Origin of the sequence: Candidatus Palauibacter sp. (assembly GCF_965222475.1) — a bacterium.
Classification (GTDB): Bacteria; Gemmatimonadota; Gemmatimonadetes; order Palauibacterales; family Palauibacteraceae; genus Palauibacter.
Genome location: NZ_CBDCUB010000001.1, coordinates 111,292 through 135,840, shown reverse-complemented (window position 1 = coordinate 135,840; position 24,549 = coordinate 111,292). Strand labels below are relative to the sequence as shown.

General features: G+C 69.2%; 20 protein-coding genes and 1 pseudogene. 11 read left to right on the top strand and 10 right to left on the bottom strand.

Features of this window, described 5'->3' with window-relative positions; translation table 11 throughout:
• The first annotated feature begins 99 nt into the window (after window positions 1–99).
• The gene (gene lexA / locus ACOQPP_RS00610; RefSeq protein ID WP_420635623.1) at window positions 100–708 is read left to right on the top strand and encodes a transcriptional repressor LexA; all 609 of its coding nucleotides are present in this window, start codon (window positions 100–102) and stop codon (window positions 706–708) included.
• 222 nt (window positions 709–930) lie between these two features.
• Here the strand turns inward: lexA and ACOQPP_RS00605 are convergent, their stop codons facing one another.
• Window positions 931–1,410, bottom strand: a complete 480-nt coding sequence (locus ACOQPP_RS00605) for an SGNH/GDSL hydrolase family protein (RefSeq protein ID WP_420635622.1) — start codon at window positions 1,408–1,410, stop codon at window positions 931–933.
• A 212-nt stretch (window positions 1,411–1,622) separates the two neighbouring features.
• Entirely contained in the window at window positions 1,623–2,633 is a 1,011-nt protein-coding gene (gene trpD, locus ACOQPP_RS00600; protein WP_419163839.1) for an anthranilate phosphoribosyltransferase, read from the bottom strand.
• A gap of 81 nt (window positions 2,634–2,714) precedes the next feature.
• Between trpD and truA the strand changes: the two genes are divergently transcribed.
• Window positions 2,715–3,509: a tRNA pseudouridine(38-40) synthase TruA gene (truA, locus tag ACOQPP_RS00595; protein ID WP_420635621.1), complete on the top strand. Its 795-nt coding sequence runs from the start codon at window positions 2,715–2,717 to the stop codon at window positions 3,507–3,509.
• Window positions 3,510–3,643: 134 nt separating this feature from the next.
• Here the strand turns inward: truA and ACOQPP_RS00590 are convergent, their stop codons facing one another.
• The 4 genes and pseudogenes from ACOQPP_RS00590 to ACOQPP_RS00575 form a co-directional block, all read right to left on the bottom strand.
• Complete coding sequence (locus tag ACOQPP_RS00590; protein WP_419163836.1) at window positions 3,644–3,793, bottom strand: hypothetical protein; 150 nt, start codon at window positions 3,791–3,793, stop codon at window positions 3,644–3,646.
• A 41-nt stretch (window positions 3,794–3,834) separates the two neighbouring features.
• A complete protein-coding gene (locus tag ACOQPP_RS00585) occupies window positions 3,835–4,344 on the bottom strand; it encodes a hypothetical protein (protein WP_419163840.1) in 510 nt (169 codons plus the stop codon).
• Window positions 4,345–4,359: 15 nt separating this feature from the next.
• Window positions 4,360–4,536 (bottom strand): annotated as a pseudogene (locus ACOQPP_RS00580) (6-bladed beta-propeller); the annotation flags it as partial.
• A 169-nt stretch (window positions 4,537–4,705) separates the two neighbouring features.
• Window positions 4,706–4,843: a hypothetical protein gene (locus tag ACOQPP_RS00575; RefSeq protein ID WP_420462835.1), complete on the bottom strand. Its 138-nt coding sequence runs from the start codon at window positions 4,841–4,843 to the stop codon at window positions 4,706–4,708.
• 395 nt (window positions 4,844–5,238) lie between these two features.
• Between ACOQPP_RS00575 and ACOQPP_RS00570 the strand changes: the two genes are divergently transcribed.
• The 9 genes from ACOQPP_RS00570 (at window position 5,239) to ACOQPP_RS00530 (ending at window position 19,130) form a co-directional block, all read left to right on the top strand.
• Window positions 5,239–6,690 carry a trypsin-like peptidase domain-containing protein gene (locus ACOQPP_RS00570; RefSeq protein ID WP_419163834.1) on the top strand — a complete coding sequence of 484 codons (1,452 nt, stop codon included), beginning with the start codon at window positions 5,239–5,241 and terminating at the stop codon, window positions 6,688–6,690.
• A 141-nt stretch (window positions 6,691–6,831) separates the two neighbouring features.
• Entirely contained in the window at window positions 6,832–8,262 is a 1,431-nt protein-coding gene (purB, locus tag ACOQPP_RS00565) for an adenylosuccinate lyase (protein ID WP_420635620.1), read from the top strand.
• Window positions 8,263–8,290: 28 nt separating this feature from the next.
• Window positions 8,291–9,244, top strand: a complete 954-nt coding sequence (locus tag ACOQPP_RS00560; protein WP_420635619.1) for a phosphoribosylaminoimidazolesuccinocarboxamide synthase — start codon at window positions 8,291–8,293, stop codon at window positions 9,242–9,244.
• Window positions 9,241–9,498, top strand: a complete 258-nt coding sequence (gene purS, locus ACOQPP_RS00555; RefSeq protein WP_419163831.1) for a phosphoribosylformylglycinamidine synthase subunit PurS — start codon at window positions 9,241–9,243, stop codon at window positions 9,496–9,498. The genes ACOQPP_RS00560 and purS overlap by 4 nt, the downstream gene beginning before the upstream one ends.
• Before the next feature lie 19 nt (window positions 9,499–9,517).
• The gene (purQ, locus tag ACOQPP_RS00550; RefSeq protein ID WP_420635618.1) at window positions 9,518–10,291 is read left to right on the top strand and encodes a phosphoribosylformylglycinamidine synthase subunit PurQ; all 774 of its coding nucleotides are present in this window, start codon (window positions 9,518–9,520) and stop codon (window positions 10,289–10,291) included.
• A complete protein-coding gene (purL, locus tag ACOQPP_RS00545) occupies window positions 10,288–12,621 on the top strand; it encodes a phosphoribosylformylglycinamidine synthase subunit PurL (protein WP_420635617.1) in 2,334 nt (777 codons plus the stop codon). Before purQ ends, purL begins: the two co-directional genes overlap by 4 nt.
• Window positions 12,618–14,057: an amidophosphoribosyltransferase gene (purF, locus tag ACOQPP_RS00540; RefSeq protein ID WP_419163828.1), complete on the top strand. Its 1,440-nt coding sequence runs from the start codon at window positions 12,618–12,620 to the stop codon at window positions 14,055–14,057. The genes purL and purF overlap by 4 nt, the downstream gene beginning before the upstream one ends.
• Complete coding sequence (locus ACOQPP_RS00535; protein WP_420635616.1) at window positions 14,057–15,625, top strand: bifunctional metallophosphatase/5'-nucleotidase; 1,569 nt, start codon at window positions 14,057–14,059, stop codon at window positions 15,623–15,625. The genes purF and ACOQPP_RS00535 overlap by 1 nt, the downstream gene beginning before the upstream one ends.
• Before the next feature lie 298 nt (window positions 15,626–15,923).
• The gene (locus ACOQPP_RS00530) at window positions 15,924–19,130 is read left to right on the top strand and encodes a TonB-dependent receptor (protein WP_420635615.1); all 3,207 of its coding nucleotides are present in this window, start codon (window positions 15,924–15,926) and stop codon (window positions 19,128–19,130) included.
• 85 nt (window positions 19,131–19,215) lie between these two features.
• Here the strand turns inward: ACOQPP_RS00530 and fbp are convergent, their stop codons facing one another.
• The 4 genes from fbp to miaB form a co-directional block, all read right to left on the bottom strand.
• On the bottom strand, window positions 19,216–20,217 hold the full coding sequence (gene fbp, locus ACOQPP_RS00525) for a class 1 fructose-bisphosphatase (protein ID WP_420635614.1): 1,002 nt from the start codon (window positions 20,215–20,217) through the stop codon (window positions 19,216–19,218).
• 128 nt (window positions 20,218–20,345) lie between these two features.
• Window positions 20,346–22,709: a DNA internalization-related competence protein ComEC/Rec2 gene (locus ACOQPP_RS00520; RefSeq protein WP_419167116.1), complete on the bottom strand. Its 2,364-nt coding sequence runs from the start codon at window positions 22,707–22,709 to the stop codon at window positions 20,346–20,348.
• 89 nt (window positions 22,710–22,798) lie between these two features.
• A complete protein-coding gene (locus ACOQPP_RS00515; RefSeq protein ID WP_419167115.1) occupies window positions 22,799–23,149 on the bottom strand; it encodes a hypothetical protein in 351 nt (116 codons plus the stop codon).
• Window positions 23,110–24,534 (bottom strand): tRNA (N6-isopentenyl adenosine(37)-C2)-methylthiotransferase MiaB, encoded by a 1,425-nt coding sequence (gene miaB, locus ACOQPP_RS00510; RefSeq protein ID WP_419167114.1) that lies wholly within the window; start codon window positions 24,532–24,534, stop codon window positions 23,110–23,112. The genes ACOQPP_RS00515 and miaB overlap by 40 nt, the downstream gene beginning before the upstream one ends.
• Window positions 24,535–24,549: the final 15 nt, after the last annotated feature.

Sequence of the window (24,549 nt, the reverse complement as noted above, 5' to 3'; positions counted from 1 at the left end):
GACCGGGGTTGCGATTCGGTTCATATTCGGGTAGATTCGGCGGACGTTCGGTGCCCCGCAAGGGGTCAAGGTAGCGGCTCAGGACCGGGACGGGAAACGATGGCTCTCACGAAGCGGCAGCGCGAGATGCTGGACTTCATCGAGGGATTCATACGGTTTCGCAGGTATTCGCCGAGCTTCGAGGAGATCGCGGAGGACTTCGGCTACCGCTCGCTCGCGACCGTTCACGAGCACCTCGAGAACCTCCAGGCGAAGGGCTACATCCGCAAGAATTACAACGAGAGCCGGTCCATCGAACTCGTGGAGGGGAAGCTCCGCGTCGCGGCGGTGGAACTGCCCCTGTACGGCAACGTGGCGGCCGGCCAGCCCATAGAGGTCATTGAGGAACAGGAGACGGTCTCCGTCCCCGAGGACATGATCTCCGGATCCCTCAGCGAGCACTATGTGCTGCGGGTGCGCGGCGATTCGATGATCAATGAACAGATCCGTGACGGTGACTACGTGATCGTCCAGTCGCGGGAGACGGCCTACAACGGCGAGATGGTGATCGCGCTCGTCGACGGTGAGAGCGCGACCATGAAGAAGTTCTACATCGAGCCGGGGCAGATCCGTCTGCAGCCCGCGAATCCCGCGCTCACGCCGCTGTACCTCCAGCCGTCGCGGGTGAAGATCCAGGGCGTGGTGATCGGAGTGATCCGCCGCTACTGACGTCCGCGGAAGGACCGCGCCACTTCTGTCGGGAGCCCCGCCCGGGGCTCCCGACGCTGTAACGACGGAGGACCGCTCTCAACTCCCCGAGAGTACCCGTCCCGACGGCCACCCACCTCCCACCTAAAACCGTCGGGGCGGAGGTTCCCGTCACCGGATCGACGGTGTCGGGTCAGCTGCCCGGGCTTCTTCACCCACCATATGCCTCGCGTCTCCGAGACGTTACGGGAAGAGAGGCCCGACGTGCTCCGTGACGAACGCGGCCACGAGCTGATCGGCCCCGATCCGCTCGAGTTCCGTGAGCGCGCAGCCGGGCCATGTCCTCGCCTTCCGGTTCAGAGTGCTCCGATGGAGGCCCAACCGCGCGCCCACGGCCTTCCAGTCCAGACCGAGGTCCCTGAGTTGGTGCGCCCGCGGGATGACCAGCGCTCCGAGGAGCCGGTTCAACGTGGCGGGCTCGGTGGCGCTCTCGCGGAACTGCTGGAAGAGGATGACGGGTACCCACGGCATTTTCCTCTCGATCTCCCGGAGGAGTTCGAGCATCTCGCGCGGGCACTGTCGTCGGCAACCGACGATCAGGCAGTCAATGTCCGCGTCATCCGCATTGAATCCTCTCGCGACGTCCAGCAACCGTCCGGCGCCGCCGATTGCAGCGTTTATTCGCTCCGCATCCCCGGGCATATCCGCAAGGATCCGGATCATTGTTATGTATACTTTCCGGGAGGCGTGCATGAACCACCCTGAACCGACCCTCCCACAGTGGTTTGAAGCGCACTGACGGGGCCGCCATCCAGAGGCCGCCGCCGCGTCGAGCACGACGACAGCGCGGCCGACCCCGTCCCCTACCGGAAGTCTACCCGCCCCGGGAAGACCGCGTTCCTCGCCATGGTCATGGCCCGGCCGGCCGGGGTCGATCAGGCGGTCGGTCGGAACTCCCGCAGGGACTCCAACCAGGCGCGCGCGGCGCCGGAGTCGATCGACCGCTCGGCGGCGGCGACGCCCTGGACCAGCGTGTCGACGGCGCCCGCGGCCCAGAAGGCGGCCGCCGCGTTGAGGACCACGGCGGCACGGCCCGCCCCGCCCTCGCTTCCGCCGACGACCCGCCGCACCCGTTCCGCGTTCTCCGCCGGTTCGCCACCCGCCAGATCGCCGGGATCGTACTCCGGCCAGCCGAAGTCGGAGGGAGCCACCGCGAACTCGGACAGGGCGCCGTCCTCCACCTGGAAGACACGGGTTGGACCGAGCGGGCTCAGTTCGTCCATGCCCGGCTCACCGTGGACGATGAGCGCGCGCTCGTGTCCCAACTCGAGCAGGGCGTCGGCGACGAGGCGCTGCAGATCGGGGTGCGCGACGCCGACGATCTGGCGTCGCACGCCGGCGGGGTTCGCGAGCGGGCCGAGCAGGTTCATGATCGTGGTCACGCCGAGCGCGGCGCGGACGGGACCCACATGCCGCATGGCCGGATGGTGGGCCGGCGCGAACATGAACACGAACCCCGTCTCCTCGAACATCCGCTTCTCGTCTTCCGGAGAGAGCTGGATGGGGACGCCGAGCGTCTCGAGCACGTCGGCGCTCCCGCACTTCGAGGTGAACGACCGGTTGCCGTGCTTGGCGATCCGGACGCCGCCCGCGAGGGCCACGATGGAGGCGGCGGTGGAGATGTTGAAGGTGGTCAGCGTGCCCCCGCCGGTGCCGCAGGTGTCGATGATGCGGTCGTCGTCGAGGTGGAGGGGGATCATCGTCTTCCGCAGCGCCCGGACGCCCCCCGCGACCTCGGCGGGTGTCTCGCCTCGCATGCGGAGGGCGGTGAGGAGCGCCGCCATCTCCGCCTGCGTCGCCTCGCCGCTCATTAATCGGTCGAAGGCGGCTTCGGCCGCGGCCGCATCGAGCGTTTCTCCGGAAAGCACGCGCCGGATCGTGTCCATCACCTGGATCCTCCCTGGCAACGCCTGATCAGCGCCCCGCTGCGATTCCCGCCGCCGGGCTGAAGCTGCTAGTCTACACGCATGTCTGCTTCCGCGGCGTCTGCGGCCCGCTTGCTGGCCACGATCGAGTACGATGGGACCTCGTTTCACGGATCCCAACTACAGCCCGGCGTGCGCACCGTCCAGCGCGAGGTCGAGGCGGCGCTCTCCAGGCTCTTCGATCGGCGCACCCGGATCGACCTGGCCGGCCGCACAGATGCAGGCGTCCATGCGACGGCGCAGGAGATCGCCTTCGCGGCACCGCGACGCTGGGATGCGGACGAACTGGCGCGCGCGCTCGGCGCCGTCCTTCCGGATGACATCGGGGTTCGGCGAGTGCGGGAGACGGCGGCGGACTTCCATCCGCGTTTCGACGCCGAGGCGCGCCGGTACCGCTACGCTATCGCAGCCGGGGCGCGGAGGCGTCCGTTCCTGCGGGACCGCTGCTGGAGCCCCGGCTGGCCGCTCGACCCGGAGGCGCTCGCGCGGCTGGCCGCCGCCATCTCCGGCGAGCGGTCCTTCGAGCGGTTCGCCCGCGCCGGACAGCCCGAGCGGGGGACGCGATGCCGGGTCGGGAGCGCCATCTGGCTCTTCGATCGGCCCCCGTTCGCCTTCTTCGAGATCATCGCTGACCGCTTCCTCCACCACATGGTCCGCTACCTGGTCGGGACGTCGGTAGAGATCGCGGCCGGCCGCCGCCCGTTCGACGATTTCGAGCGCCTGCTGGCGGGCGAGGCCGGATCAAGACCTGTCTTCCCCGCCCCGCCCGGAGGCCTTTACCTCACTGGCGTCCGCTACGCCGGCGAGTGGAACTCCGATCCCGACCTGCTTTGGTGAAGCCCTCACCGTGCCAGACGAGTGGCCCGGAAAGACCGGGGGCGCTATCAGGGGCTGCGCGGAACTTCCACCAATTCGGGTTGCCACAGATCGATGTAGGGGACCCCGTCCGGCCCCTCTCGGTATCCGATCGCCTACCCCATGGTCGTGAAACCCACGAGCGATGGCTCCACGCGCTCGGAGTGGACGAGAACACCCAGACGGGGATCGATGATCTCGACTACCGTGTCGTACGCGATGTCCCAATCCCGAGTCCCGACGACCCTCCCCTCGGGTGTGTCCACCTCAGCCAGTCCATTCTCCCAGTCTTCACAGGGCACTCTGATCAGGATCCACAGCCGACCCTCGTGATCCTGCCTGATGGCCTCCAGGGTGACGTCCGGTGGTTCGCTAAACGAAGGCCCTTGTTGTAATGCCACGGCTCGAACCACGGAACGTCCCGCCTCAGCACAGTCAACCTTACACCGTCGATGCTCCAGCTTTCGATCACGTACTGGTTCACGAACGCGGACCACACGGAGGACTCGTCGGCTTTCTCGATGCGTCGCAAACGATAGATCGACATGTCGGGCCGGATCACCTGGTCCGCGGATCCGAAGGACTTCACGATGTTTCGCTCGCGGTCCAGCAAGTGAATCGGGTGCCCGACGAGATCGGGAGTCGCCATGCTGGATTGCACGACGATCCGGCCGTCATCCAGGAATACCGTTTCCCGTACTCGAAGTGGCAGGCGGAGAGTCCTTGCAACGTCGAACGTCGGAGTCAACACGGTCTCGCGAAGAAGCTCGCCGTCGAACAGGTGGAGCGAGTCACCCGTCGTCAAAGCACCTGTCATGACAAAACTGAACTCTCCCGGGCCCTCCCCGTCTCTACCGATCACACGGATAAAGGCCCCCTTCGGATCGAAGATCATAAGCTCGTGTGGAGTCACTTCGTGTCCGAGGACGAGGGTACGGCCTGACGAATCGATCGCCACAGACTTCGTGAATCCGACACTTGGATCGTCCAGGCTGCCCAGGGTCACCATGTGTGTTAGGGAAAGCGCGCACGAGGTACAGGCGGCGTCTGATTCGATGGCTACGAAGTCCTGACCCGAAGCGGGCGTGGCTCCCTGAACAAGGCTGGCCGCCGCAAGCGCGATGGCCAGCCCTGGAACACGTGCGGGCCGATGTGTTCTGCCCATGCTCATCGTCCTCCTAGTCCTGGGCGTGGAGAAACTGCATGACATCGGAGGATGCAGGGAAGTTCGCTACCACACCCCCGTCGCAGTCGAGCACCTGAACCGCGCCCCGTTCGGCGTTGAAGAGCACCCTCTCCGGATTCTCCCGCCTCAAGCGCACGACCTCGCTCAACCCGCGTCCGAGTGCGGCGTACCGAGCAAGCCTCTTCCTTGATGAGCTAGATGCAATGAGTTGGCGAAGCCTTACCGCAGCCAGCCTCAGCAGCGGTACCGGCCGCCACCGTGTCCCGTCCACGCAGCCTGAAGGCGGCCGTCGTCTTGCTACCTGGAGATCACTCGTAGCTCTTTGGCGGCGTTCCTGGAGGCTCGACCCTCCTGGTCCCGCCAGGTTGCCCGGCGGCGCTGGGGAGGTGAACCCTTCGGGGGAGTTCCGCGTACAGTTATCGTGCCCTTGCATAGTGCGTCGGGTGCGGTTGAGCGGCAGAAACTGCTGACGGATCGATGTCGATGCGTGAAGGGAACCGAATCGGAAGGACGATACGCGCGGTTGTGCGCGTTCTCGTCGCGGCGACCGTCCTCGTCTTCGCGGGTCTCGGCGTGGGGGCGGTGGTGACGACGCTCGGGGAGCGACCGGTCCAGGTCGACGAGAGCGAGCCCGCGCGCAACCCGTTCACCCGGACGTCGCTGGCGGAGCCGGCGCTGGCGCCGCAATCCGTGGCCGACATCTCGGACGCCCGGCGCACGCCCACGGTCGTCGCCGCGTACCGCGTGCTCCCATCGGTCGTGAGCCTGCGGACCGAGCGGACGGTGCGGGAGAGACCCAACCCCTTCCTCTTCCGCGGGGGCCGATCGCGGGTCGAGTCAGGGCTTGGATCGGGGTTCGCGATCGACAATGAGGGCACGATCGTGACCAACGCCCATGTAGTGAGCGGCGCCGACCGGATCGAGGTGGTGGACTTCAGCGGCCAGCGGTTCGAGGCGGAACTCATCGGCTCCGACGAACTCACCGACCTGGCCGTCTTGCACATCCCTCCGAACCGCGTGCCGGCGGCGCCGCTCGGCACATCGTCGGACCTCTTCATCGGAGAACCCACGGTCGCGCTGGGGAATCCGTCGGCCTACGCCCTACGCAACACGGAGGCGACGGTGACGTCGGGCGTGGTGAGCGGCCTGGGCCGGGACATACGGTCCCAGCGCGGACGGGAGGTGCTGTACGCCGACATGATCCAGACCGACGCGGCGATCAACCCGGGTAACTCGGGCGGGCCGCTGGCCAACGCGGACGGCGAAGTCATCGGGGTCAACAGCTCGATCCTGTCGGTCTCCGGCGGGTCCGAGGGACTGGGCTTCGCCATCCCCATCGACCGCGCTCTGCTGGTCGCCGCCGAACTCCGTCAGTTCGGACGGGTGCGCCGGCCGTGGGTGGGGCTGCAGGTGCTCACGGACCGGCGGGACGCGTCGTCGGTCTTCGGCCGGCCGCTGGTCGAGGAAGTCCTCGAGGGTACGCCGGCCGCCGAGGCCGGGCTGCGGGCGGGCGACGAGATCCTGGCCCTCAACGGGCGCGTCATCAACCACGACCTCGACTGGCAGGTGGGTCTCGCGGACGCCGGTGTCGGCGCGACGGTGGACGTGTCCCTCCTGCGGGGAGGGCGCGAACTCCAGACCCGGCTTCGGCTGGACGAGATACCCACGGGGCGGGCCGAGCGGATCGAGGTGCTACGGGGCCTGCAACTGATCACGGTGACGCCGCAGGTCAGCCAGGAGCGCGACCTCGCTGTCGAGTTCGGGGCGTTCGTGGTCTCGGTCGGCGACGCCGCGCGACGCGGCACGGGGCTCCGCGAGGGCGACGTCATCCTCAGCATCAACCGCAACGAGGTGCGGTCCGCCGAAGAAGCCGGCGAACTCTTCGAGTACTCCGCGCGGGCGCCGGACGGCTCGGTCCGGCTGTACATCGCACGAGGGACCGAGACCGGCTATCTCCGGACCTTCCGCGTCCGCTGAGACGACGACCGGTGGTCGGACCCGGCTTCTCGAAGAAGGGGTGGCCTCCCGGACTTTCACGGGGGACGGTCAAGGGCTAGACTGCGACCTTACGGCGACCGAGGTCGCCACGGGAGGCCGCTGGATCGGACAACGCGCCTGATGGCGGAACGTCGCTACCCACATCCTCTCATCGACCGCTACGCCTCGGGCGACATGGCGGCGATCTTCTCCCCTCGCATGCAGGCGCTCGTCTGGCGCGACCTGTGGATCGCCCTCGCCGAGGAGGAGCGGGCGCTCGGCGTCGACATTCCCGACGCGGCGATCGCGGCCATGCACGCGGCGCGCGAGCAGATCGACCTCGACCGGATCGCCGAGATCGAGCGCGAACTGCGGCACGACGTCATGGCGCACGTGCATCATTTCGGCGAGGTCGCGCCCGAGGCCCGCAAGTACATCCATCTCGGCGCGACGAGCGCCTTCGTGGGCGACAACCACGGCCTGATCCAGCACCTCCAGGGCCTGGAGATCGTGCGCGAGCGGCTGCTGGGCGCGATCAATGACCTGGCCGCCTTCGCCCGCGCGCAGGCCGGCGTGCCCACGCTCGGCTACACGCACCTGCAGCCGGCCCAGCCCGTGACGATCGGGAAGCGCGCCTGCCTGTGGCTCCAGGATCTGCTCTTCGATCTCGAGCAAGTGGAGGCAGTGCGGTCGGAACTCCGCTTCCGAGGCGCGCGGGGGACGACGGGGACCGAGGCGACCTTCCTCGAACTGTTCGAGGGGGACGGCGGCAAGGTCGACCGGCTCAACGAGCGGCTCGCCCGGCGGTTCGGGTTCGCGGGCACCTATGACGTCATCGGGCAGACGTACCCCCGGAAGGTCGACCACCGGGTGCTCGCCGTGCTCGCGGGAATCGGCGCCTCGACCTCGCGCTTCGGACACGACATCCGGATCCTGCAGGCGTTCGGCGAGATCGAGGAGCCGTTCGGCAAGCGGCAGATCGGCTCGTCGGCGATGCCCTACAAGCGCAACCCGATGCGGAGCGAACGCATCTGCGCGCTCGCGCGACACCTCTGCACGCTGGAACTCAACGCCTCGTGGACCGCCTCCGTGCAGTGGTTCGAGCGCACGCTCGACGACTCCGCCAACCGGCGCATCTCGCTCCCCGAGGGCTATCTGTCCGCCGACGCGCTCCTCATCCTCGCCCGCAACGTGAGCGCGGGGCTCGTCGTCCACCCGGCCGTGGTGGCGCGCCGGCTGGGTCGGGCCCTCCCGTTCATGGTCACCGAGGAGATCCTCATCGCCGGGGTCCGCCGGGGCGGCGACCGTCAGGACCTGCACGAACGGGTGCGGGGGCACGCGCTCTCCGCGCGCGAACGGCTCGACGACGGGGCCGAGGATAACGACTTTTTCGCGCGCATCGCCGGCGACGGAGACTTCGGACTCAATATGGAGGAACTCGACGAACTCGCCGACCCGCACCGTCTCGTGGGCCGCTCCGCCGACCAGGTCGAGCGCTTCCTGACCACCCGCATCGACCCCCTGTTCGAGGCCGCGGACGCGCCGCGGCCCGCCGAGGAGGTCCGCGTATGAACCCCGGCTTCGCCCCGAAAGGATGCCAATGACGCACACCACGCTCGGCGCGAACCCGCCGACCGCGCTACATGACATCGACCTGCCGCTGCCGCTGCTGCGCAAGGGGAAGGTCCGCTCAATGTACGACCTCGGCGACCGGATCCTGATGGTCGCCAGCGACCGCATAAGCGCCTTCGACTGCGTGATCCCGAACCCGATTCCCCACAAGGGCGCCGTGCTGACGCAGCTCTCCGCGTTCTGGTTCGACCGCACGACGGACATCGTGAGCAATCACAGGGTGGCCAGCACGCCCGCGGGCATCGCCGGGGCAGCGCCGGAACTCGCCGACACGATCGACGTCTGGGGCCATCGCGGCATGCTCGTCGAGAAGGCGCGGCCCTTCCCCGTCGAGTGCGTCGTGCGCGGCTTCATCTCCGGCTCCGCCTGGAAGGAGTACAGCCGCCACGGGACGCTGGCGGGCGAACCGCTCCCCGCGGGGCTGCGGGAGTCCGAGGAATACCCGAGCCCGGTCTTCTCCCCCTCGACGAAGGCCGAGCAGGGCCTGCACGACGAGAACATCACCTTCGCCCGGATGTGCGACATCGTGGGAACCGAACTCGCGACGGAACTGCGGGACATCAGCCTCGCGCTCTACACGGCGGGCCGCGACACGCTGCGCGAACGCGGGATCATCCTCGCCGACACGAAGTACGAGTTCGGGCGCGCCGCGGACGGGCGGATCATCCTCATCGACGAAGTCATGACGCCGGATTCGTCCCGCTTCTGGCCCGCCGATTCGTACCGGACCGGGGGCGGGCAGCCCTCGCTCGACAAGCAGCCGGTGCGCGACCGCCTGCAGGCGATGGTCGGGCACGGGGAATGGGACAAGACGCCGCCCGCGCCCGCCCTGCCGGAAGAGGTGATCCGCACGACCTCGGAGCGCTACCTGGAGGCGTTCCGGCGCATCGCGGGGCACGAACTGTACGAGGCGCCCGCATGAGCCGCGTCTGGTCCGTGGACATCCGGGTCACGCCGCGCGAGGGGATCCTCGACCCTGCGGGGGAAACGATCCGCCGGGCGCTCGGTAACCTGGGCTACGACGGCGTGCGCTCGGTGCGGGCCGGGAGGCTGATCCGCCTCGAGGTCGAGGCGGAAGGGCCGGAGGCGGCGCAGGCCGCGACGGAGAAGATGTGCGAGCAACTGATCGCGAACCCGATCATCGAAGACTACGTCGTGCGCGTACGGGAGGGGTGAAACGGATGAGGGGGAACGGATGAAGGCGGGGATCGTGCGGTTCCCCGGGTCGAACTGCGATGCGGACGTGTACCGGGCCGTGACCGAGGGGCTCGGCGAGAGCGCCGTCTACCTGTGGCACAAGTCGAACGACCTCCAGGGCGCGGACGTCGTCGTGCTGCCGGGCGGCTTCTCGTATGGCGACTACCTGCGGGCGGGGGCAATCGCCCGCTTCAGCCCGATCATGCGCGAGGTGATCGCCTTCGCGCGCGGCGGGGGCCTCACATTGGGGATCTGCAACGGGTTCCAGGTACTGTGCGAGGCGCACCTCCTGCCCGGCGCGCTGGTCCGCAACCGAACCCTTCGCTTCCGCTGCCACGATGTCGGACTCCGGGTGGAAAGCGAGCGGACGCCCTTCACCACGGCCTATTCCCGGGGTGATCTGCTGGATATCCCGATCGCCCACGGCGAGGGCCAGTTCGTGGCCGAGGCGGCGACGCTGGATGAACTGGAGGCGGAGGACCGGGTCGTGTTCCGATACGTCGACCGCCGGGGGGAGGCGACCGACGCGGCGAACCCCAACGGCTCGGCGCGCAACATCGCCGGGATCACGAACGCCGAGGGCAACATCCTCGGGCTCATGCCGCACCCGGAGCGTCATTCGCTGGCGGTCCTCGGCAATACGGACGGACTCGGCGTCTTCCGGTCGCTGCTCGCGGCGGTCTCCGCCTTGAGCGGCTCCGGGAGCGGCCGGACGCGGCTCGAGGGGGAACGGGCGGCGGCGGACCGCGCGGTCGCGGGGGTCTCGTCATGACCGACCTCGCGCTCGAACGCCGCCCTGCCGCCGGGAGCCGGGACCGCGTCGAGGCCCGGCCGGGCGATCCCGTCATCAGCGCCGCCCTCGTGGCCGAGCACGGCCTGAGTTCGGAGGAGTGGGAGCAGATCCTCGAACTCATGGGGCGGGAGCCCACCTTCACCGAACTCGGCGTGTTCAGCGCCATGTGGTCGGAGCACTGCGGGTACAAGAACTCGCGCCCCCTGCTGAAGACGCTGCCCACGGAGAGCGCCGCCGTGGTCCAGGGTCCGGGAGAGAACGCCGGCGTCATCGATGTCGGCGGGGGCTGGGGGGTCGCGTTCAAGATCGAGTCCCACAACCACCCCTCCGCGGTCGAGCCCTACCAGGGCGCTGCGACGGGGTCGGGCGGGATCCTGCGCGACGTGTTCACGATGGGGGCGCGGCCGATCGCGATCTTCGACAGCCTCCACTTCGGGTCGCTCGACTCGCCCCAGTCGCGGTATCTCTTCGACGGAGTCGTACGGGGGGTCGGCGACTACGGGAACTGCGTCGGCGTCCCCACCGTGGGCGGCGAGGCGATCTTCGATCCGGCGTACGAGAAGAACCCGCTCATCAACGTCATGTGCATCGGCGTGCTGCCGCTCGAGCGACTCATCCGGGGCGAGGCGGAGGGCGTCGGGAACCCGGTGATGGCGGTCGGCGCGCGCACGGGACGGGACGGGATCCACGGGGCGACCTTCGCGTCGGAGGAACTGGACGAGGAGGCGCTCGACAGCCGGCCGCAGGTGCAGGTGGGCGACCCGTTCACGGAGAAGCTCCTCCTCGAGGCGAGCCTGGAACTCATCGAACGGGACCTCCTCGTCGGGATCCAGGACATGGGGGCCGCGGGTCTGACGTCGAGCGGGACGGAGATGGCGGCCCGCTCGGGTTCGGGGATCGACATCGACGTGGCGTACCTCCCGGTGCGGGAGGAGGGGATGACGCCGTACGAGATGCTCCTGTCGGAGTCGCAGGAGCGGATGCTCCTCGTGGCGAAGCCGGAGCACGAGGCGGACGTGCGCGAAGTGCTGGAGCGCTGGGACCTGCAGGCGGCGACGATCGGGCGCGTGACGGACGACGGGATGTTCCGTGTGCGGGAAGCGGGCCGGGTGCGGGTCGAGATCCCGGTGAAGCCGCTCGTGGACGATTGCCCCACCTATGTCCGCGAGGGCGTCATGAGCCCGGCGGTGGCCGAAGCGCGCGCGGTGGACCTGGAGGCCTACGGGTCCTTCGCCGCGGACGGGGATGTGGACGAGGCGCTGCGGACGCTGCTCGACGCGCCGGTCATCGCTTCGCGCCGCTGGATCTACGAGCAATACGACACCACGGTCCAGACAAACACGCTCGCGGGCCCGGGCTCCGACGCGGCGGTGCTGCGGCTGCCCGCGGCGGGGCGCGCCCTCGCCGCGTCCACCGACGGGAACGGACGGCACACCTGGCTCGATCCGCGGACGGGCGGACGGGCGGCGGTCGCCGAGGCCGCGCGTAACGTGGCCTGCTCCGGGGCGCAGCCGCTTGCGGTGACCAACTGCCTCAACTTCGGGAGCCCGCTCCGGCCGGAGGTGTATTATCAGTTGTCGGGCGCGGTCCGCGGGATGGGGGAGGCGTGCCGAGCGCTCGGAACGCCCGTGACGGGGGGCAACGTCTCGCTCTACAACGAGACGGGCGGGCAGCCGGTCTATCCCACGCCGGTCATCGGGATGCTGGGGGTGATCGAGGACCTCGAGCGTTGCGTCCCGTCGGCCTTTCAGCGCGAGGGGGACGAGATCTGGGTGGCGGGCGCGACCCGCGACGAGATCGGGGGATCGGAATACCTCGCCGCCTGTCACGGCGTGGTCGCCGGGTTGCCGCCGGCCGTGGACCTCGAGGAGGCGTCGGCTCTGGTCGACTTCCTGGTCGAGGGAGCGGCGGACGGGGCCTTCGCTTCGGCTCATGACTGCTCCGACGGCGGGCTTGCGGTCGCGCTTCTGGAGTGCGCGATCCGCGCCTCGGGGGGGCCGGTCGGCTGCACGGCCGATCTGGACCTGGCGCCCGCCGGGGCGGACCTGTCGGCGGCGGGGCGCTGGTTCGGCGAGTCGCACTCGCGCGTCGTGCTCACGTGCCGGCCCGGCGGGGGAGAACAACTCGCCGCGCACGGGCGGCACCACGGCGTACCCGTGTCGCATGTCGGCACCGTGGGTGGGCCCGACGGCCCGTGCCGGCTGACCGGCGCCGGCCACACGATCGCTCCGCCGGTCCGGGAGCTTGCCCGGACCTACGAAGAGGCGATCCCGCGTCGCATGAGCGAGGAGGCAGGCATCACCTCATGAGAAAGCTCCCGACGGACGTGACCGGGGACGCGACGCGCGAGCCGCCGGACAAGCTGCGCGAGGAGTGCGGCATCGTGGCGGTCAGCGGCTCGGGCGCGGCGGCCGAACTCTCGTTCCTGGCGTTGTACGCGCTCCAGCACCGCGGCCAGGAGTCCGCCGGGATCGTCACGGTGGATGACGAGGGGGCGTCGAGAGTTCACAAGGGCATGGGACTCGTGGCCGACGTCTTCACCGACCAGGTGCTCGGTCGCCTGGAGGGCTCGATTTCGATCGGGCACGTGCGGTACTCGACGGCGGGCGACTCCAGCCTGCGGAACGCCCAGCCGCTCCTCGTACAGTACGAGGACAATCCGCTGGCCCTGGCGCACAACGGCAACCTCACCAACGCGAACCAGCTCCGGCGATCGCTGGCGCGAGACGGAACCATCTTCCAGACGGACTCCGACTCCGAAGTCATCGTCCACCTCATCGCCCGCTCCCGGCGCCGGGATCTGGACGGGAAGATCGACGATGCGCTGTCGCAGGTGGTCGGCGCCTTCTCGCTCCTGCTCTGCATCGGCGACACCATCTACGCGACGAGAGACGCGCGGGGGTTCCGCCCGCTGGTGATGGGGAGGCTCGGGGAAGCCGTCGTCTTCGCGTCGGAGACCTGCGCCCTGGACATCATCGGAGCCGCCTACGTCCGCGATGTGGCCCCCGGGGAAGTCCTCAAGATCCGCGCCGGCCACGTCGAATCCATGCGGCCGCTGCCTCCCGAGACGCCGAGTGCCTGCCTGTTCGAACTCGTCTACTTCGCCCGCCCCGACTCGCGCGTGTGGGGGTGCAGCGTGGACGAGGCGCGACGGGCGTTCGGGCGGCAGCTCGCCCGCGAGCACCCGGCCGAGGCCGATTGCGTGTTCGCCGTGCCGGACTCGTCGAACTCGGCCGCCCTGGGATACTCCGAGGTGAGCGGCCTGCCGTTCGAACTCGCGCTCATCCGCAACCACTACGTCGGGCGCACGTTCATCCACCCGACGCAGACCGGACGCGACTTCAAGGTGCGCGTGAAATACAACCCCGTGCGGGAACTGGTGGACGGGAAACGCATCGTCGTCGTGGACGATTCACTCGTCCGGGGCACGACGAGCTGCGGTCTCGTGACGCTGCTGCGCGATGCCGGCGCAGCCGAGGTGCATTTTCGGGTCGCCTCGCCGCCGGTGCGCTCCCCCTGCTACTACGGGATCGATATGCCCACGCGCGAGGAGCTGATCGGCTCCAGTCATTCGGTCGAGGAGATTCGGCGGCACCTGGGCGTCGACTCGCTGGGCTATCTCAGCATGGAGGGGATGCGCGACGCGGTCGGGGACCACGGGCCGTTCTGTGACGCCTGCTGGACGGGCAACTATGCGGCGCCCCTCGTCGACATCGAGCGGCTCAAAGCCCCGCAGGGGACCTGATGGCCCGTGGTCTCGCCCTCTGCTGCCTCGCCTGCCTCACCGTCGCGGGGCTCTCGGGCTGCGAATCTCCTGGATCCGCGGACGTCACCGCGTCGGGCGACGCCCTCTGTGCGCAGATCTTTTCGACCAACGACACGCACGGACGCCTGCTGCCCGCCGTCCAGAGCTGGTCGGAGGGGCGGCCCGTCGGAGGGTCGGCCGCCCTGGCCGCGTACGTGGCCCGTGAACGCTCCTCGACTCCCGAATGCCCCCTGTTCATCGTGTCCGGCGGCGACGTCATGCAGGGCACGCTGATCTCGAACCTCACGGACGGCCGCTCGACGATCGAGGCCATGAACGGGATCGGCTACGACGCCGTCGCGATCGGAAACCACGAGTTCGATTGGGGCGTGGATGTGCTCGCCGAACGGGTCGCCGAGGCCGACTTCGCCATGCTCGGGGCGAACGTCTACCTGAAGGATACCGACCGGCACCCCGACTGGGTCCGGCCGTGGACGATCGTCGAGAAGGACGGCGTCCGCATCGGCTTCGTCGGGATGGTCACGCCGTCCACCCCGACCATCACGCGGGCCGCGAACGTGGTGGACTTCGAGTTCCGCTCCATCCCGGACGCCCTCGACCACTACATCCCCGTCGTGCGCGAGACGGGGGTCGATTTCGTCGTCGCCGTCATGCACGAAGGCGCCTTCTGCGAAGACGATGTGTGTGAGGGCCGGGCTCTGGAGGCGCTGGCCGCGACGACGGAGCGCTTCGACTACGCAGTCACGGGACACACCCACTCGCGGGTCGAGGCCGAGGTCGGCGGCGTGCCCGTGATCCAGTCATTCTCGAACACGACGGCCTATGGACTCGGCCGGATCGACCGGAGCGCGGACGGGACCGTGAGCGCGCGACGCCTCGGCATCCGACAGGTGTGGGCGGACGAAATTGCGCCGGATCCCGCCCTCGAGGAGGTAGTCGCCTCCTACACCGCCGAACTGTCGCACCTCATCGACCGCATCGTGGTGACACTTCCCGAGCCGCTACCGGCCCCGCGAAACGGTGACTTCGCTCTGGGCCGGATCGTGGCCGACGCGCAGCGGCACGCGAGCGGCGCCGACATCGCGCTCATGAACAACGGCGGTATCCGGCGGCCACTCCCCGCCGGTCCCGTCAGCTACTCCGACCTGTTCGAACTGCAGCCGTTCGCCAACATGCTGATCCGGCACACGATGTCCGGCGCACAGCTACTGCGGACACTGGAGCATTCTGTCCGGTCGTCCGGGGACGTGGACCTCCATGTGAGCGGGATCACCGTCCGCTACGATCCGGCCGCCCCCGAGGGCGAGCGGATCCTGCAGGTGACGCTCGACGACGGCTCCCCGGTTCGGCGGGAGGGCCGCTACGAGGTCACGGTCAACGACTTCCTCTCAACCGGGGGCGGTGGCTACACCACCTTCGCGGAGGCCGAGGCCGCCGAAGCCGTCGGTCTCGCGGATCTCGAGGCCCTCGTCTCATACCTGGAAGCGCAGCCCCAATCCTTCCCCATTCCGCGCGACCCCCGCTGGATCGAGTCCCCGGCCCGCTAGCCCCGGCCGTCAGGCGAAACAAACCCCGGAACCGCTCGCAGGTCCCTCACGTAGGGAGGTCGCTATCCCGGCGGGGCAGTGCTGGGCGTCGACGCCATCCCGAATGACAACCCGGCCATGCAATACATCATGAACCCGCAGCTTTCCGTACCCATCGCCTCGAGTAGACGCGTGATGGCGTTACGAAAAACACCGTCCATCGTTACATTTTGAGGGAATCCTGCTGCATACCGTTTGGAGTGATAAACACCCGGTGCCTACGCCCCGGAGTCTCTACCTCACCAAGCAGGAGTACGCCATGAAATACGCTACCCTCTTCAGAAGCCCGGCCCTCGTCGCTTTCGCGGCATTCGGCGGCCTCTTTCTGCCCTCGGGGACCCTCGCCCAGGGCGTCACCACCGCGGCCGTCAACGGGCGCGTGACCGGGCAGGATCTGGCCCCCCTTCCGAGCGCCGTCGTTACCGCCGTGCACGGCCCGAGCGGAACCTCCTATTCGACGCTCACGCGCGAGGATGGCCGCTTCAACCTTCCGGGCATGCGCGTGGGTGGACCGTACACGATCTCGGTCTCGCTCATCGGCTTTCAGGACGAGTCGCTGGCGTCGCTCACGCTCGCTCTGGGTGACAACCGGCGGATCGACTTCGTTTTGGGCGTGCAGGCGGTCGCCGTGGGCGAGATCACGGTGACGGCCGAACGCGGCGCGATCCTCTCGAGCGGGCGTACGGGGCCCCAGCAGACCGTGACGACGCGCGAGATCGAGAGCCTCCCGACGATCGCCCGCAGCATCCAGGACTTCGCCCGCCTTACGCCGCAGGCGCTGGGCACGAACATCGGGAGCAGCGAGAACACCGGCGGGATCAGCATCGGCGGAAAGAACAACCGCTTCAACAACATCTCCGTCGACGGCGCGATCCTGAACGACGTGTTCGGCCTCCCGGCCAGCGGCACGCCGGGCGGCCAGGCGAACTCGCAGCCGATCTCGCTCGACGCGGTGCAGGAGTTCCAGGTCGCGATCGCGCCCTTCGACATCCGCCAGGGCGGCTTCACGGGGGGTTCGATCAACGTGATCACGCGCTCGGGGACGAACGACTTCGACGCCTCGGGCTACTTCTTCGGACGCAACGAGAGTTTCACGGGCGCCCTCGACGAGAACGAACTCAGCCAGTTCAGCGAACTGCAGGCCGGATTCAGGGCGGGCGGCCCGATCCAGCGCGACAGGATCCACTTCTTCACGAGCGGCGAAATCAAGCAGTCGAGCCGCCCGCTGGCCCTCGGACTCGCCGGCAGCAGTCAGACCACTACGATCCCCATCAATTCGGCGTCGGTCAACGAGATCATCGACATCGCCAACGCCGTCTGGCGCCATAGTCCTGGTATGTTCGAGGAGGAACTCCAGCGCGAAACGGACGATCTCAAGCTCTTCGGCCGCCTCGACTTCAATCTGTCGGACGATCAGCATCTCACCGTGCGGCACAACCATGTGAACGCGAGTTCGGACCGCGGGATCTCCCGCAGCAGGTCGACATTGGGGTTGCCGAGCCAGGGGTACGAGTTCGGTGCCGTCTCCAACTCCACTGTGCTGCAGCTGGACAGCCGATTCGGGGCGAGCACCTCGAACATGTTGCGTCTGTCTTACCAGCGTCAGCGAGACATCCGAAACCCGGACTTCCCGAACTTCCCGTCGGTGACCATCGAACCGCCCGAAGCCCCGCGCGGCGAAAGCGTCAGGCTGGGCGTGGAGCGCTTCTCTCAGCAGAACGCGCTTGACCAGGACGTGTTCGAGATCACCGACGACCTTAGCCTCTTCCGAGGCGACCACACGATCACCCTGGGGACGCACAACGAGTTCTATTCTTTCTCGAACCTGTTCATCCAGGACGCGTTCGGAGAATGGCTGTTCTCGGGAGATGACGCCCTCGAGAACTTCCGGAACGGGGTTGCGACCCGATACCGAGCCTCCGTCTCGCGCCTGTCGGAACGATTCCCCCGGGCCGAATGGAGCGCCATGCAGTTCGGCTTCTACGCCCAGGACCAGATCGAGCTGAGTGACCGCTTCAACGTCACGCTCGGCCTCCGCGCGGACATCATGGCGCTGCCCGGCGCACCGCTGGAGAACCCCAACTTCGCCGCCGCCTTCCCCGGCCGAAGCACGAGCGAAGTGCCGAGCGGGAACGTCATGTGGTCGCCCCGGCTCGGCTTCAACGCCGCGCTCGACGAAGACCGGACGACCCAGCTCCGGGGCGGCACCGGGATCTTCACGGGCCGCAATCCGTTTGTGTGGCTCTCGAACCAGTATTCGAACACCGGGATGGACTTCATCCGCATTGACTGCCCCGTCTGGGAGGGCTGCACTCCGCCTCCGTTCACGGGGGATCCGGACAATCTGCCGAGCGCGCGCGAGGAGGCCACGACGGAGGTGAACCTCACGGACACGGACTTCAAGTTTCCCCAGGCGTGGCGGACGTCCGTCGGCATCGACCGGGAGCTTCGCGACGGGCTCGTGCTGACAGTCGAGGGGATCTATACGAAGAACGTCAACGATGTCATGTTCCAGGATCTGAGCCTCGTCCGCGAGGGGCGGGCGAGCGATGGCCGCGTGTTCTTCGCCAGAGAGAGGGTCGACGCCGAGTTTGCCCCCGGCGTCTTCCTGCTCGACAACACCAACCAGGGCCGTCAGATACAGTTCACGACGCAGCTGCAAAAACGGTTCGGTGGCGACTTCCTGCCGAACCTGTTCGGTAGTCTGTCCTACACGTGGACCGACGCCACGGACGTGAACAGCGGCCAGTCCAGCCGCGCGATCTCGAACTTCCAGTACAACGAGGTCGGCGTCGACCCCAACGATCCGGGCGAGGGGACGGCGGACTTCGAGATCAAGCACCGGATCGTCGCCTCGGTCTCGCAGCGCATTGCCTGGAGCGAGGACGTGGGGACGACGATCACGGCCTTCTACGAGGCGCGGGCGGGCCGACCCTTCAGTTGGACGTACTTCGGCGACGCGAACAACGACAACCGCAGGTTCAACGACCTCGTCTTCGTGCCCGGCGACGCCGACGACGCGATCTTCCAGACGGACTGCCGCGGTTGCCTGGACTTCGCCGCCTGGGATGCATTCGTGAGCAACGTTCCTGATCTGGACGCGTTCCGGGGCCAGATCGTGGACCGGAACTCCTCGCGCGAACCGTGGGTCCGGAGCCTCGATCTGCGGATCGCCCAGGACCTGCCCCTGCCGGGCGCCGGCAGCCATAACCTCCAGGTCACGCTCGACTTCATCAACGTCGGGAACTTCTTCAACGAGGAGTGGGGAAGGCAGAGGTACGCCCCCTTCCAGGCCCCCACGATCCTGTCGTTCCGCGGCTACGACTCCGACACGGGACGTCCCATCGTCCGGTTCTATCAGGGCGACGAGAATGAGGACGGCGTGGCCGATGCCAGCGATGTGCTGAACATCGACAACATCCTGTCCCGGTGGGCGCTCCAGCTGGGCGTGCGGCTCTCCCTGTAGCTGGCGGGTCGACCGGTTCAGCCGGTCTTGACTACGTTACGAGAGGGGGCCTTCCGGGGCCCCCTCTTCGCATCTGCGCGGCGGGTCAGTCCTCCGCCAGGAAGCGCTCCGCCATCTCGACCAGCTCCGGGCTGCCGATGAACGTCGGCACGCGCTGGTGCAGTCCGTTGGGCTCGAGGTCGAGGACGCGGCGCCGGCCATCGCTCGCCCTTCCGCCCGCCTGCTCGCAGATGAGCGCCATGGGGGACACCTCGTAGAGGAGCCGAAGCTTCCCTTCCGGCTTGTCCCTCGTCCCCGGGTACATGAAGATCCCGCCGCGCAGCAGGGTGCGGTGAAAATCCGCCACCATCGAGCCGACGTAGCGCGCCGAGAATGACGCCCCGCCGTCCGGGGGGCTGCGGAAGCGTTCGACGAGACGCTGCTGCCCCCGCGTCCAGCGCTCGTAGTAAGCTTCGTTGATGCTGTAGATGTTCTTCCCGGGCGAGGGGATCTTCATGTTCCGGTAGGAGAGGAGGAACTCCCCGATGCCCGGGTCGAGCGTGAAGCCGTGTACCCCCGCCCCGGTCGTGAACACGAGCATCGTGGATGACCCGTAGAGGACGTAACCGGCCGCCAGCTGCGCGGATCCGGGCTGCAGCAGATCGCTCTTCCGGACCTTCTTCCCGGCGCTCTGCTTGCGATACACGGAAAAGATCGTCCCCACCGAGATGTTCACGTCGATGTTCGAACTGCCGTCGAGGGGATCGAAGGCGATGATGTAGGGCCCGGGGTCCCGTGATTCGGGGATGTGGATGAACCCCTCTTCCTCCTCGGAGATCATGCCGCTCAGGCTGCCGCAGCGACCGAGAATGCCGACCAGGACGCCGTTCGCGTAGTCGTCCATCTTCTGCACCGCCTCGCCGTGCACGTTCTCGGTGCCGCTCACGCCGAGGATGTCGATGAGGCCGGCCCGGTTCACCGCCGCGGAGATGACCTTCGCGGCGAGGCTGATCCCGAGCAGGATGTCCGTGAAGGCGCCGGTGGCCTCGGGGTGCTCGCGCTCCTGTTCGGCGATGAAGTGTTCGACGGTGGTGATGGATCTGCTCACGGCGGCTCCGCGGGAGACGTGCTCGGCAGCCCGTGGCTGCTCGGGATGGGGGGCGCGCCAAGGTTACGGAAGGGCACTTTTTCCCGTCAAGCCGCGTCGCGGGCGGGGTCCGCCCCGGGGGGCGGGCATCAGGGCGGGTCGACGATCCGCCAGCCGTCCGCGTCGCTCTCGACGCACAGGGGTCCGTCGACGTCCGTGCGCCAGACGCGCTCTACCCGGGCCGAGTCGAGCCGGGCCAGTGTGACGGCGTGCGGATGGCCGTAGCGGTTTTGCTTGCCGGCCGAGATGACCGCGATCTCGGGGCCGATCGCCCGCAGCCACTCGAGTGAGGTGGAGGTACGGCTCCCGTGGTGGCCGAGCTTGAGGAGGTCGGCCTCCGGATGGTCCGGCGCGAGGCGGGCGAGGATCGCCCGCTCGACCGGTTCGCCGGCGTCCCCGGTGTTTACGTAGCGGAAGCCGTGCGCGGTGAGCCGGAAGGAGAGCGATCCTTCGTTCGCGTCGGTCCCGGCCTCCTCCTCCGGCCACAGGATCTCGAGTTCCACGTCGTCGATGCGCAGGTGGTCGCCGGCACGGGGCGCGTGCCACGAGGCGCCCTCCTCCTCGAGCCGTTCGAGGAACGCGAGGTACGCGGCGCTGGGCTCCGGGACGCCGGGGTCGAACACGCGCCGCACCCGCAGTTCGTCGAAGACGGCCGCCCCGCCGCCATAGTGGTCGAGGTGGGGATGGGAGATGGCGAAGAGCTCCACGGTGCGGGCGCCCATCGCGAGGAGGAACGGCACGACCACGCGACCGCCCGCATCGCTCATGGCGGGGCGGCCGGATGCCGTGCCGGCCGCGGCGAACGCGCCGCCCGGGCCCGCGTCGAAGACGAGCCAGCGGCCGGCGCCGGTCCGCACCACGGCGGCGTCACCCTGCCCCACGTCCAGCGTGCAGACGAGCGCCGTGCCGCGGTCGAGCAGGGACCGGACGGAGGGCCAGGCGCTCGCCAGCGCGAGCCCGGCGCCGACGGCCACGATGCCCAGGCCGCGTCGCACCCGCGTCCGGTCGAGCGCGAGGGCCGCGAGGCCGGCGGCGGCGAGCCAGGCGCGGGGGCCGAGGCCGGGCCCGGACCAGCTGAGCGGCAGGTCGGCGAAGAACGACGCGATCGCCGCCAGGCAGGCGAGCGATGCGTCCGCGGCGCCGGCGAAGAGCACCCACAGGCCCCACGGCAGGATCAGCGTGAGCGCGAGCGCCGGCAGCGCCAGCCCCACCACGGCGCCCGCCACGACGCTGGCCGGGATCGAGGCGATCACGATGCGTTCGAAATGGAACGCCGCGATGGGCGCCGTCGCGAGGAAGGCCCCGCAGCTCACGGCCAGCGCGCGGGCGAGTGCCTTCACGCGACGACCCGAGAGCGGGCGGGGGAGCCTCACCCGCCCCCCGAACACCACGCCCGTGAAGCCGGCGAACGAGAGTTGAAAGCCCGGGTCCGTCACGATGAGCGGATCGGCCAGGATCGCGAGCGTCGCCGCCAGCGCCGCCAGGTCACCGATCCGGGCCGGCCGCGCCCTGCGGAAGGCGAGCGCCCAGCCCCAGAACATGAGCGCGGCGCGGACCGCCGAGGGGGGCGCGCCGATGAGGCCGACGTAGGCGCTCGTGAAGGCGGCCGCCCACAGGAGGCGCCGCGGTCCCTGCACGCGCAGGCCGATGAGCCACGCGAGCGACGCGCCGATGAGGCCGACGTGGAGCCCCGAGATCGCGAGCAGGTGGATGATCCCCGCCCCCACGAACGCATCGCGCGTGGCGGGATCGAGCGTGCTCCGGTCGGCGAGCAGGAGGGCCTTCCCGATCGCGCGGTGCCGGGGCGCGAGCCGGGCGTCGAGCCGCGCCAGCAGCGCCGCCCGCCACCCGATGATCCAGCGGTCGAGGCCGCGCGGGCCCCTTACCCCGTGCGCGGCGGGGCGCGCCTCGAGGCTCGCGCCGCTCAGCCAGCCGAGCGCCTCGGGCGGCCGGGGCAGCCGACCGGGGTCCGCCCTCCGCCACGTGCCCCGGGCGAGCACCGCCGAGCCGGCCGCGTGCGCCGCGCCGGGCCGCACGAAGGCGCGCAGCGCGCCCAGGCGGCAGATCGCCCCGCCCGAGACGATGCGGGCGTCGCGGATCGACACCCGGACCAGGCCGGCTCCCGGGCCCGCCTCTCGCGCCGGAACCGCGTCCGCGGCCGTGCCGGCCACCACGGCCGGCGCGTTCCCCTCCAGCTTCGTCACACAGGCGCCGAGCGCCGCCGTCCCCCGCGGCAGACCCGCCAGCACCCCGACGAGGACCGCGAGGGCGACGGCCACGGCCAGCGGGACGCCGCGCCCCCGGCGATCGCCCCCGGCGGAGCGCACCCCGGCCCGGCCCGCAAGCACACAGAGGAGACCGATCCCGACGGCGACGGCACCCGGAGGGACGGCACCGTCCGCGCGCGCCAGCGCGAGCCCGGCCACGTCGCCGGCGGCCAGCGCCAGCGCCATGAGGAGCAGGGGTGAGGGAGAAAACCGCGTCGATCAGCCTCCGAGTCGCAGGGTCCGTCCCCACGCTCGGAGCGACCGTCAACGAGGATTCAAAGCGGCGGGTCGCGCTCCTCCGCCTGGAACCGCGGGGCCGCCGGGTCCTCCCCGAGACCCTGCATCGCGTCCGCCGGGGGCCGCACGATCGCGGCCCGGCTCGCCTCGCGTCTCCGGACGCGGCGTTCGGCGCGCCACGCGAGCGCGGCCGAGAGACCCATGCCCCCGAGGATGGACACGAACACGACCAGGGGCAGCGAGGCACGGATGCGTACGAAGGCCAGATCGATGTTCACGAGTTCGTTCGCGTTCTCGGTCGTGAACCAGAAGGCCGCGAGGATGACGACCGCGAAGACGACGATGCGCGTCAGGTAACGAATCGGAAGCCCCCTTCGTCCCCGTGGCATGGCACACCCATGAACGTGGCCCCCGTCGTCCCGGTCAGCCGTACCTTCGTGTAGACGCCGATTCGCCCGCGATCGCCGGGGAAGGCGACGACCTTGTTCTGCTCCGTCCGGCCCAGCACGTCCCCGGGGGAACGCGCCGGCCGCTCGACCAGCACCTCGCGCACCGTCCCGACCTCGGACTCGTTGATCTCTCGCTGGATCGCGCGGTGCACGCCGATGAGGCGCTCCAGCCGCTCGCCCCCCACCTCGTCCGGCACGAAGTCCGCCGCCGGGAAGCGCGTGGCGGGCGTCCCCTCGCGCCTCGAGTACCTGTACAGGTAGGCGTCATCGAACCTCACGTCTCGCATCAGCTCCAGCGTGGCCTCGAAGTCCGCCTCCGTCTCGCCGGGAAAGCCCACGATCACGTCCGTGGAGAGCGCGATCCCGGGCACCTCCCGGCGCGTCGCCTCCACCTTCTCCAGGAACGCTTCGGCCGTGTAGCGCCGCACCATCCGCTTCAGCACCCGGTTGGAGCCCGACTGCACGGGCAGGTGGAGTTGACGGCACACCGCCGGTTCCTCCGCCATCACGCCGAGCAGTTCCGGCGTGACGTCGTTGGGGTGGGGCGAGGTGAAGCGCACGCGACGGATCCCGTCCACGCGGCTCACCGCCCGCAGCAGCGTCGCGAAATCCCGGTCGTCGAACCGGTACGAGTTGACGGTCTGCCCGAGGAGGACGACCTCGCTGAAGCCGTCCGCGACCGCCCTTCGCGTCTCGGCCAGGATCGCCTCGGGCGCCCGGTTCTTCTCTCCGCCCCTCACGTAGGGGACGATGCAGAAGGTGCAGCGGTGATCGCAGCCGCGCTGGACCGTGATCCACGCGCTCACCCCCTGCTGCCGCACGCCGGCCACGCCCTCGTAATTCTCTTCCGCGTCCAGTTCGAGGAGCGTCTGGCCCCGCTCGATCGCATTCGCCTGGATCGAGCCGATCAGCTCCGGGAGGCCGCGATAGGTGTCCGGGCCGGCCACCAGATCCACACCGGCCGCCTCCTCGAGGAGGCGGGGGCCGAGCCGCTGCGCCATGCACCCCGTCACGCCGAGGACGAGTTCCGGACGCCGCTTGCGGTGGCGCTGCAGTTCGCCGATGCGGCCGCGCACGCGTCGCTCGGCGTGCTCCCGGATCGCGCATGTGTTGACCAGGATGACGTCCGCGCGCTCGGGACCGTCCACGCGCACGAACCCTTCGTCCCCCAGCAGCCCCTCCATCAACTCGGTGTCGTTGATGTTCATCTGACAGCCGTACGTCTCGATATAGACGCGGCTGCCGAAGGGGCGCGGACCGCGAACGCCCGCCGGAGCGGCGCGCCGCCCGCCGGAAGTCTTGAGGCTGACGAGACTCGTGCTCACCGTCGTGCTCATGTC

Excerpts from the sequence above, each read along its gene's own strand:
- lexA (WP_420635623.1), top strand. The coding sequence starts at position 100 with ATGGCTCTCACGAAGCGGCAGCGCGAGATGCTGGACTTCATCGAGGGA.
- ACOQPP_RS00605 (WP_420635622.1), bottom strand. The coding sequence starts at position 1,410 with ATGATCCGGATCCTTGCGGATATGCCCGGGGATGCGGAGCGAATAAAC.
- trpD (WP_419163839.1), bottom strand. The coding sequence starts at position 2,633 with ATGGACACGATCCGGCGCGTGCTTTCCGGAGAAACGCTCGATGCGGCC.
- truA (WP_420635621.1), top strand. The coding sequence starts at position 2,715 with ATGTCTGCTTCCGCGGCGTCTGCGGCCCGCTTGCTGGCCACGATCGAG.
- ACOQPP_RS00585 (WP_419163840.1), bottom strand. The coding sequence starts at position 4,344 with ATGACAGGTGCTTTGACGACGGGTGACTCGCTCCACCTGTTCGACGGC.
- purB (WP_420635620.1), top strand. The coding sequence starts at position 6,832 with ATGGCGGAACGTCGCTACCCACATCCTCTCATCGACCGCTACGCCTCG.
- ACOQPP_RS00560 (WP_420635619.1), top strand. The coding sequence starts at position 8,291 with ATGACGCACACCACGCTCGGCGCGAACCCGCCGACCGCGCTACATGAC.
- purS (WP_419163831.1), top strand. The coding sequence starts at position 9,241 with ATGAGCCGCGTCTGGTCCGTGGACATCCGGGTCACGCCGCGCGAGGGG.
- purQ (WP_420635618.1), top strand. The coding sequence starts at position 9,518 with ATGAAGGCGGGGATCGTGCGGTTCCCCGGGTCGAACTGCGATGCGGAC.
- purL (WP_420635617.1), top strand. The coding sequence starts at position 10,288 with ATGACCGACCTCGCGCTCGAACGCCGCCCTGCCGCCGGGAGCCGGGAC.
- purF (WP_419163828.1), top strand. The coding sequence starts at position 12,618 with ATGAGAAAGCTCCCGACGGACGTGACCGGGGACGCGACGCGCGAGCCG.
- ACOQPP_RS00535 (WP_420635616.1), top strand. The coding sequence starts at position 14,057 with ATGGCCCGTGGTCTCGCCCTCTGCTGCCTCGCCTGCCTCACCGTCGCG.
- ACOQPP_RS00530 (WP_420635615.1), top strand. The coding sequence starts at position 15,924 with ATGAAATACGCTACCCTCTTCAGAAGCCCGGCCCTCGTCGCTTTCGCG.
- ACOQPP_RS00520 (WP_419167116.1), bottom strand. The coding sequence starts at position 22,709 with ATGGCGCTGGCGCTGGCCGCCGGCGACGTGGCCGGGCTCGCGCTGGCG.
- ACOQPP_RS00515 (WP_419167115.1), bottom strand. The coding sequence starts at position 23,149 with ATGCCACGGGGACGAAGGGGGCTTCCGATTCGTTACCTGACGCGCATC.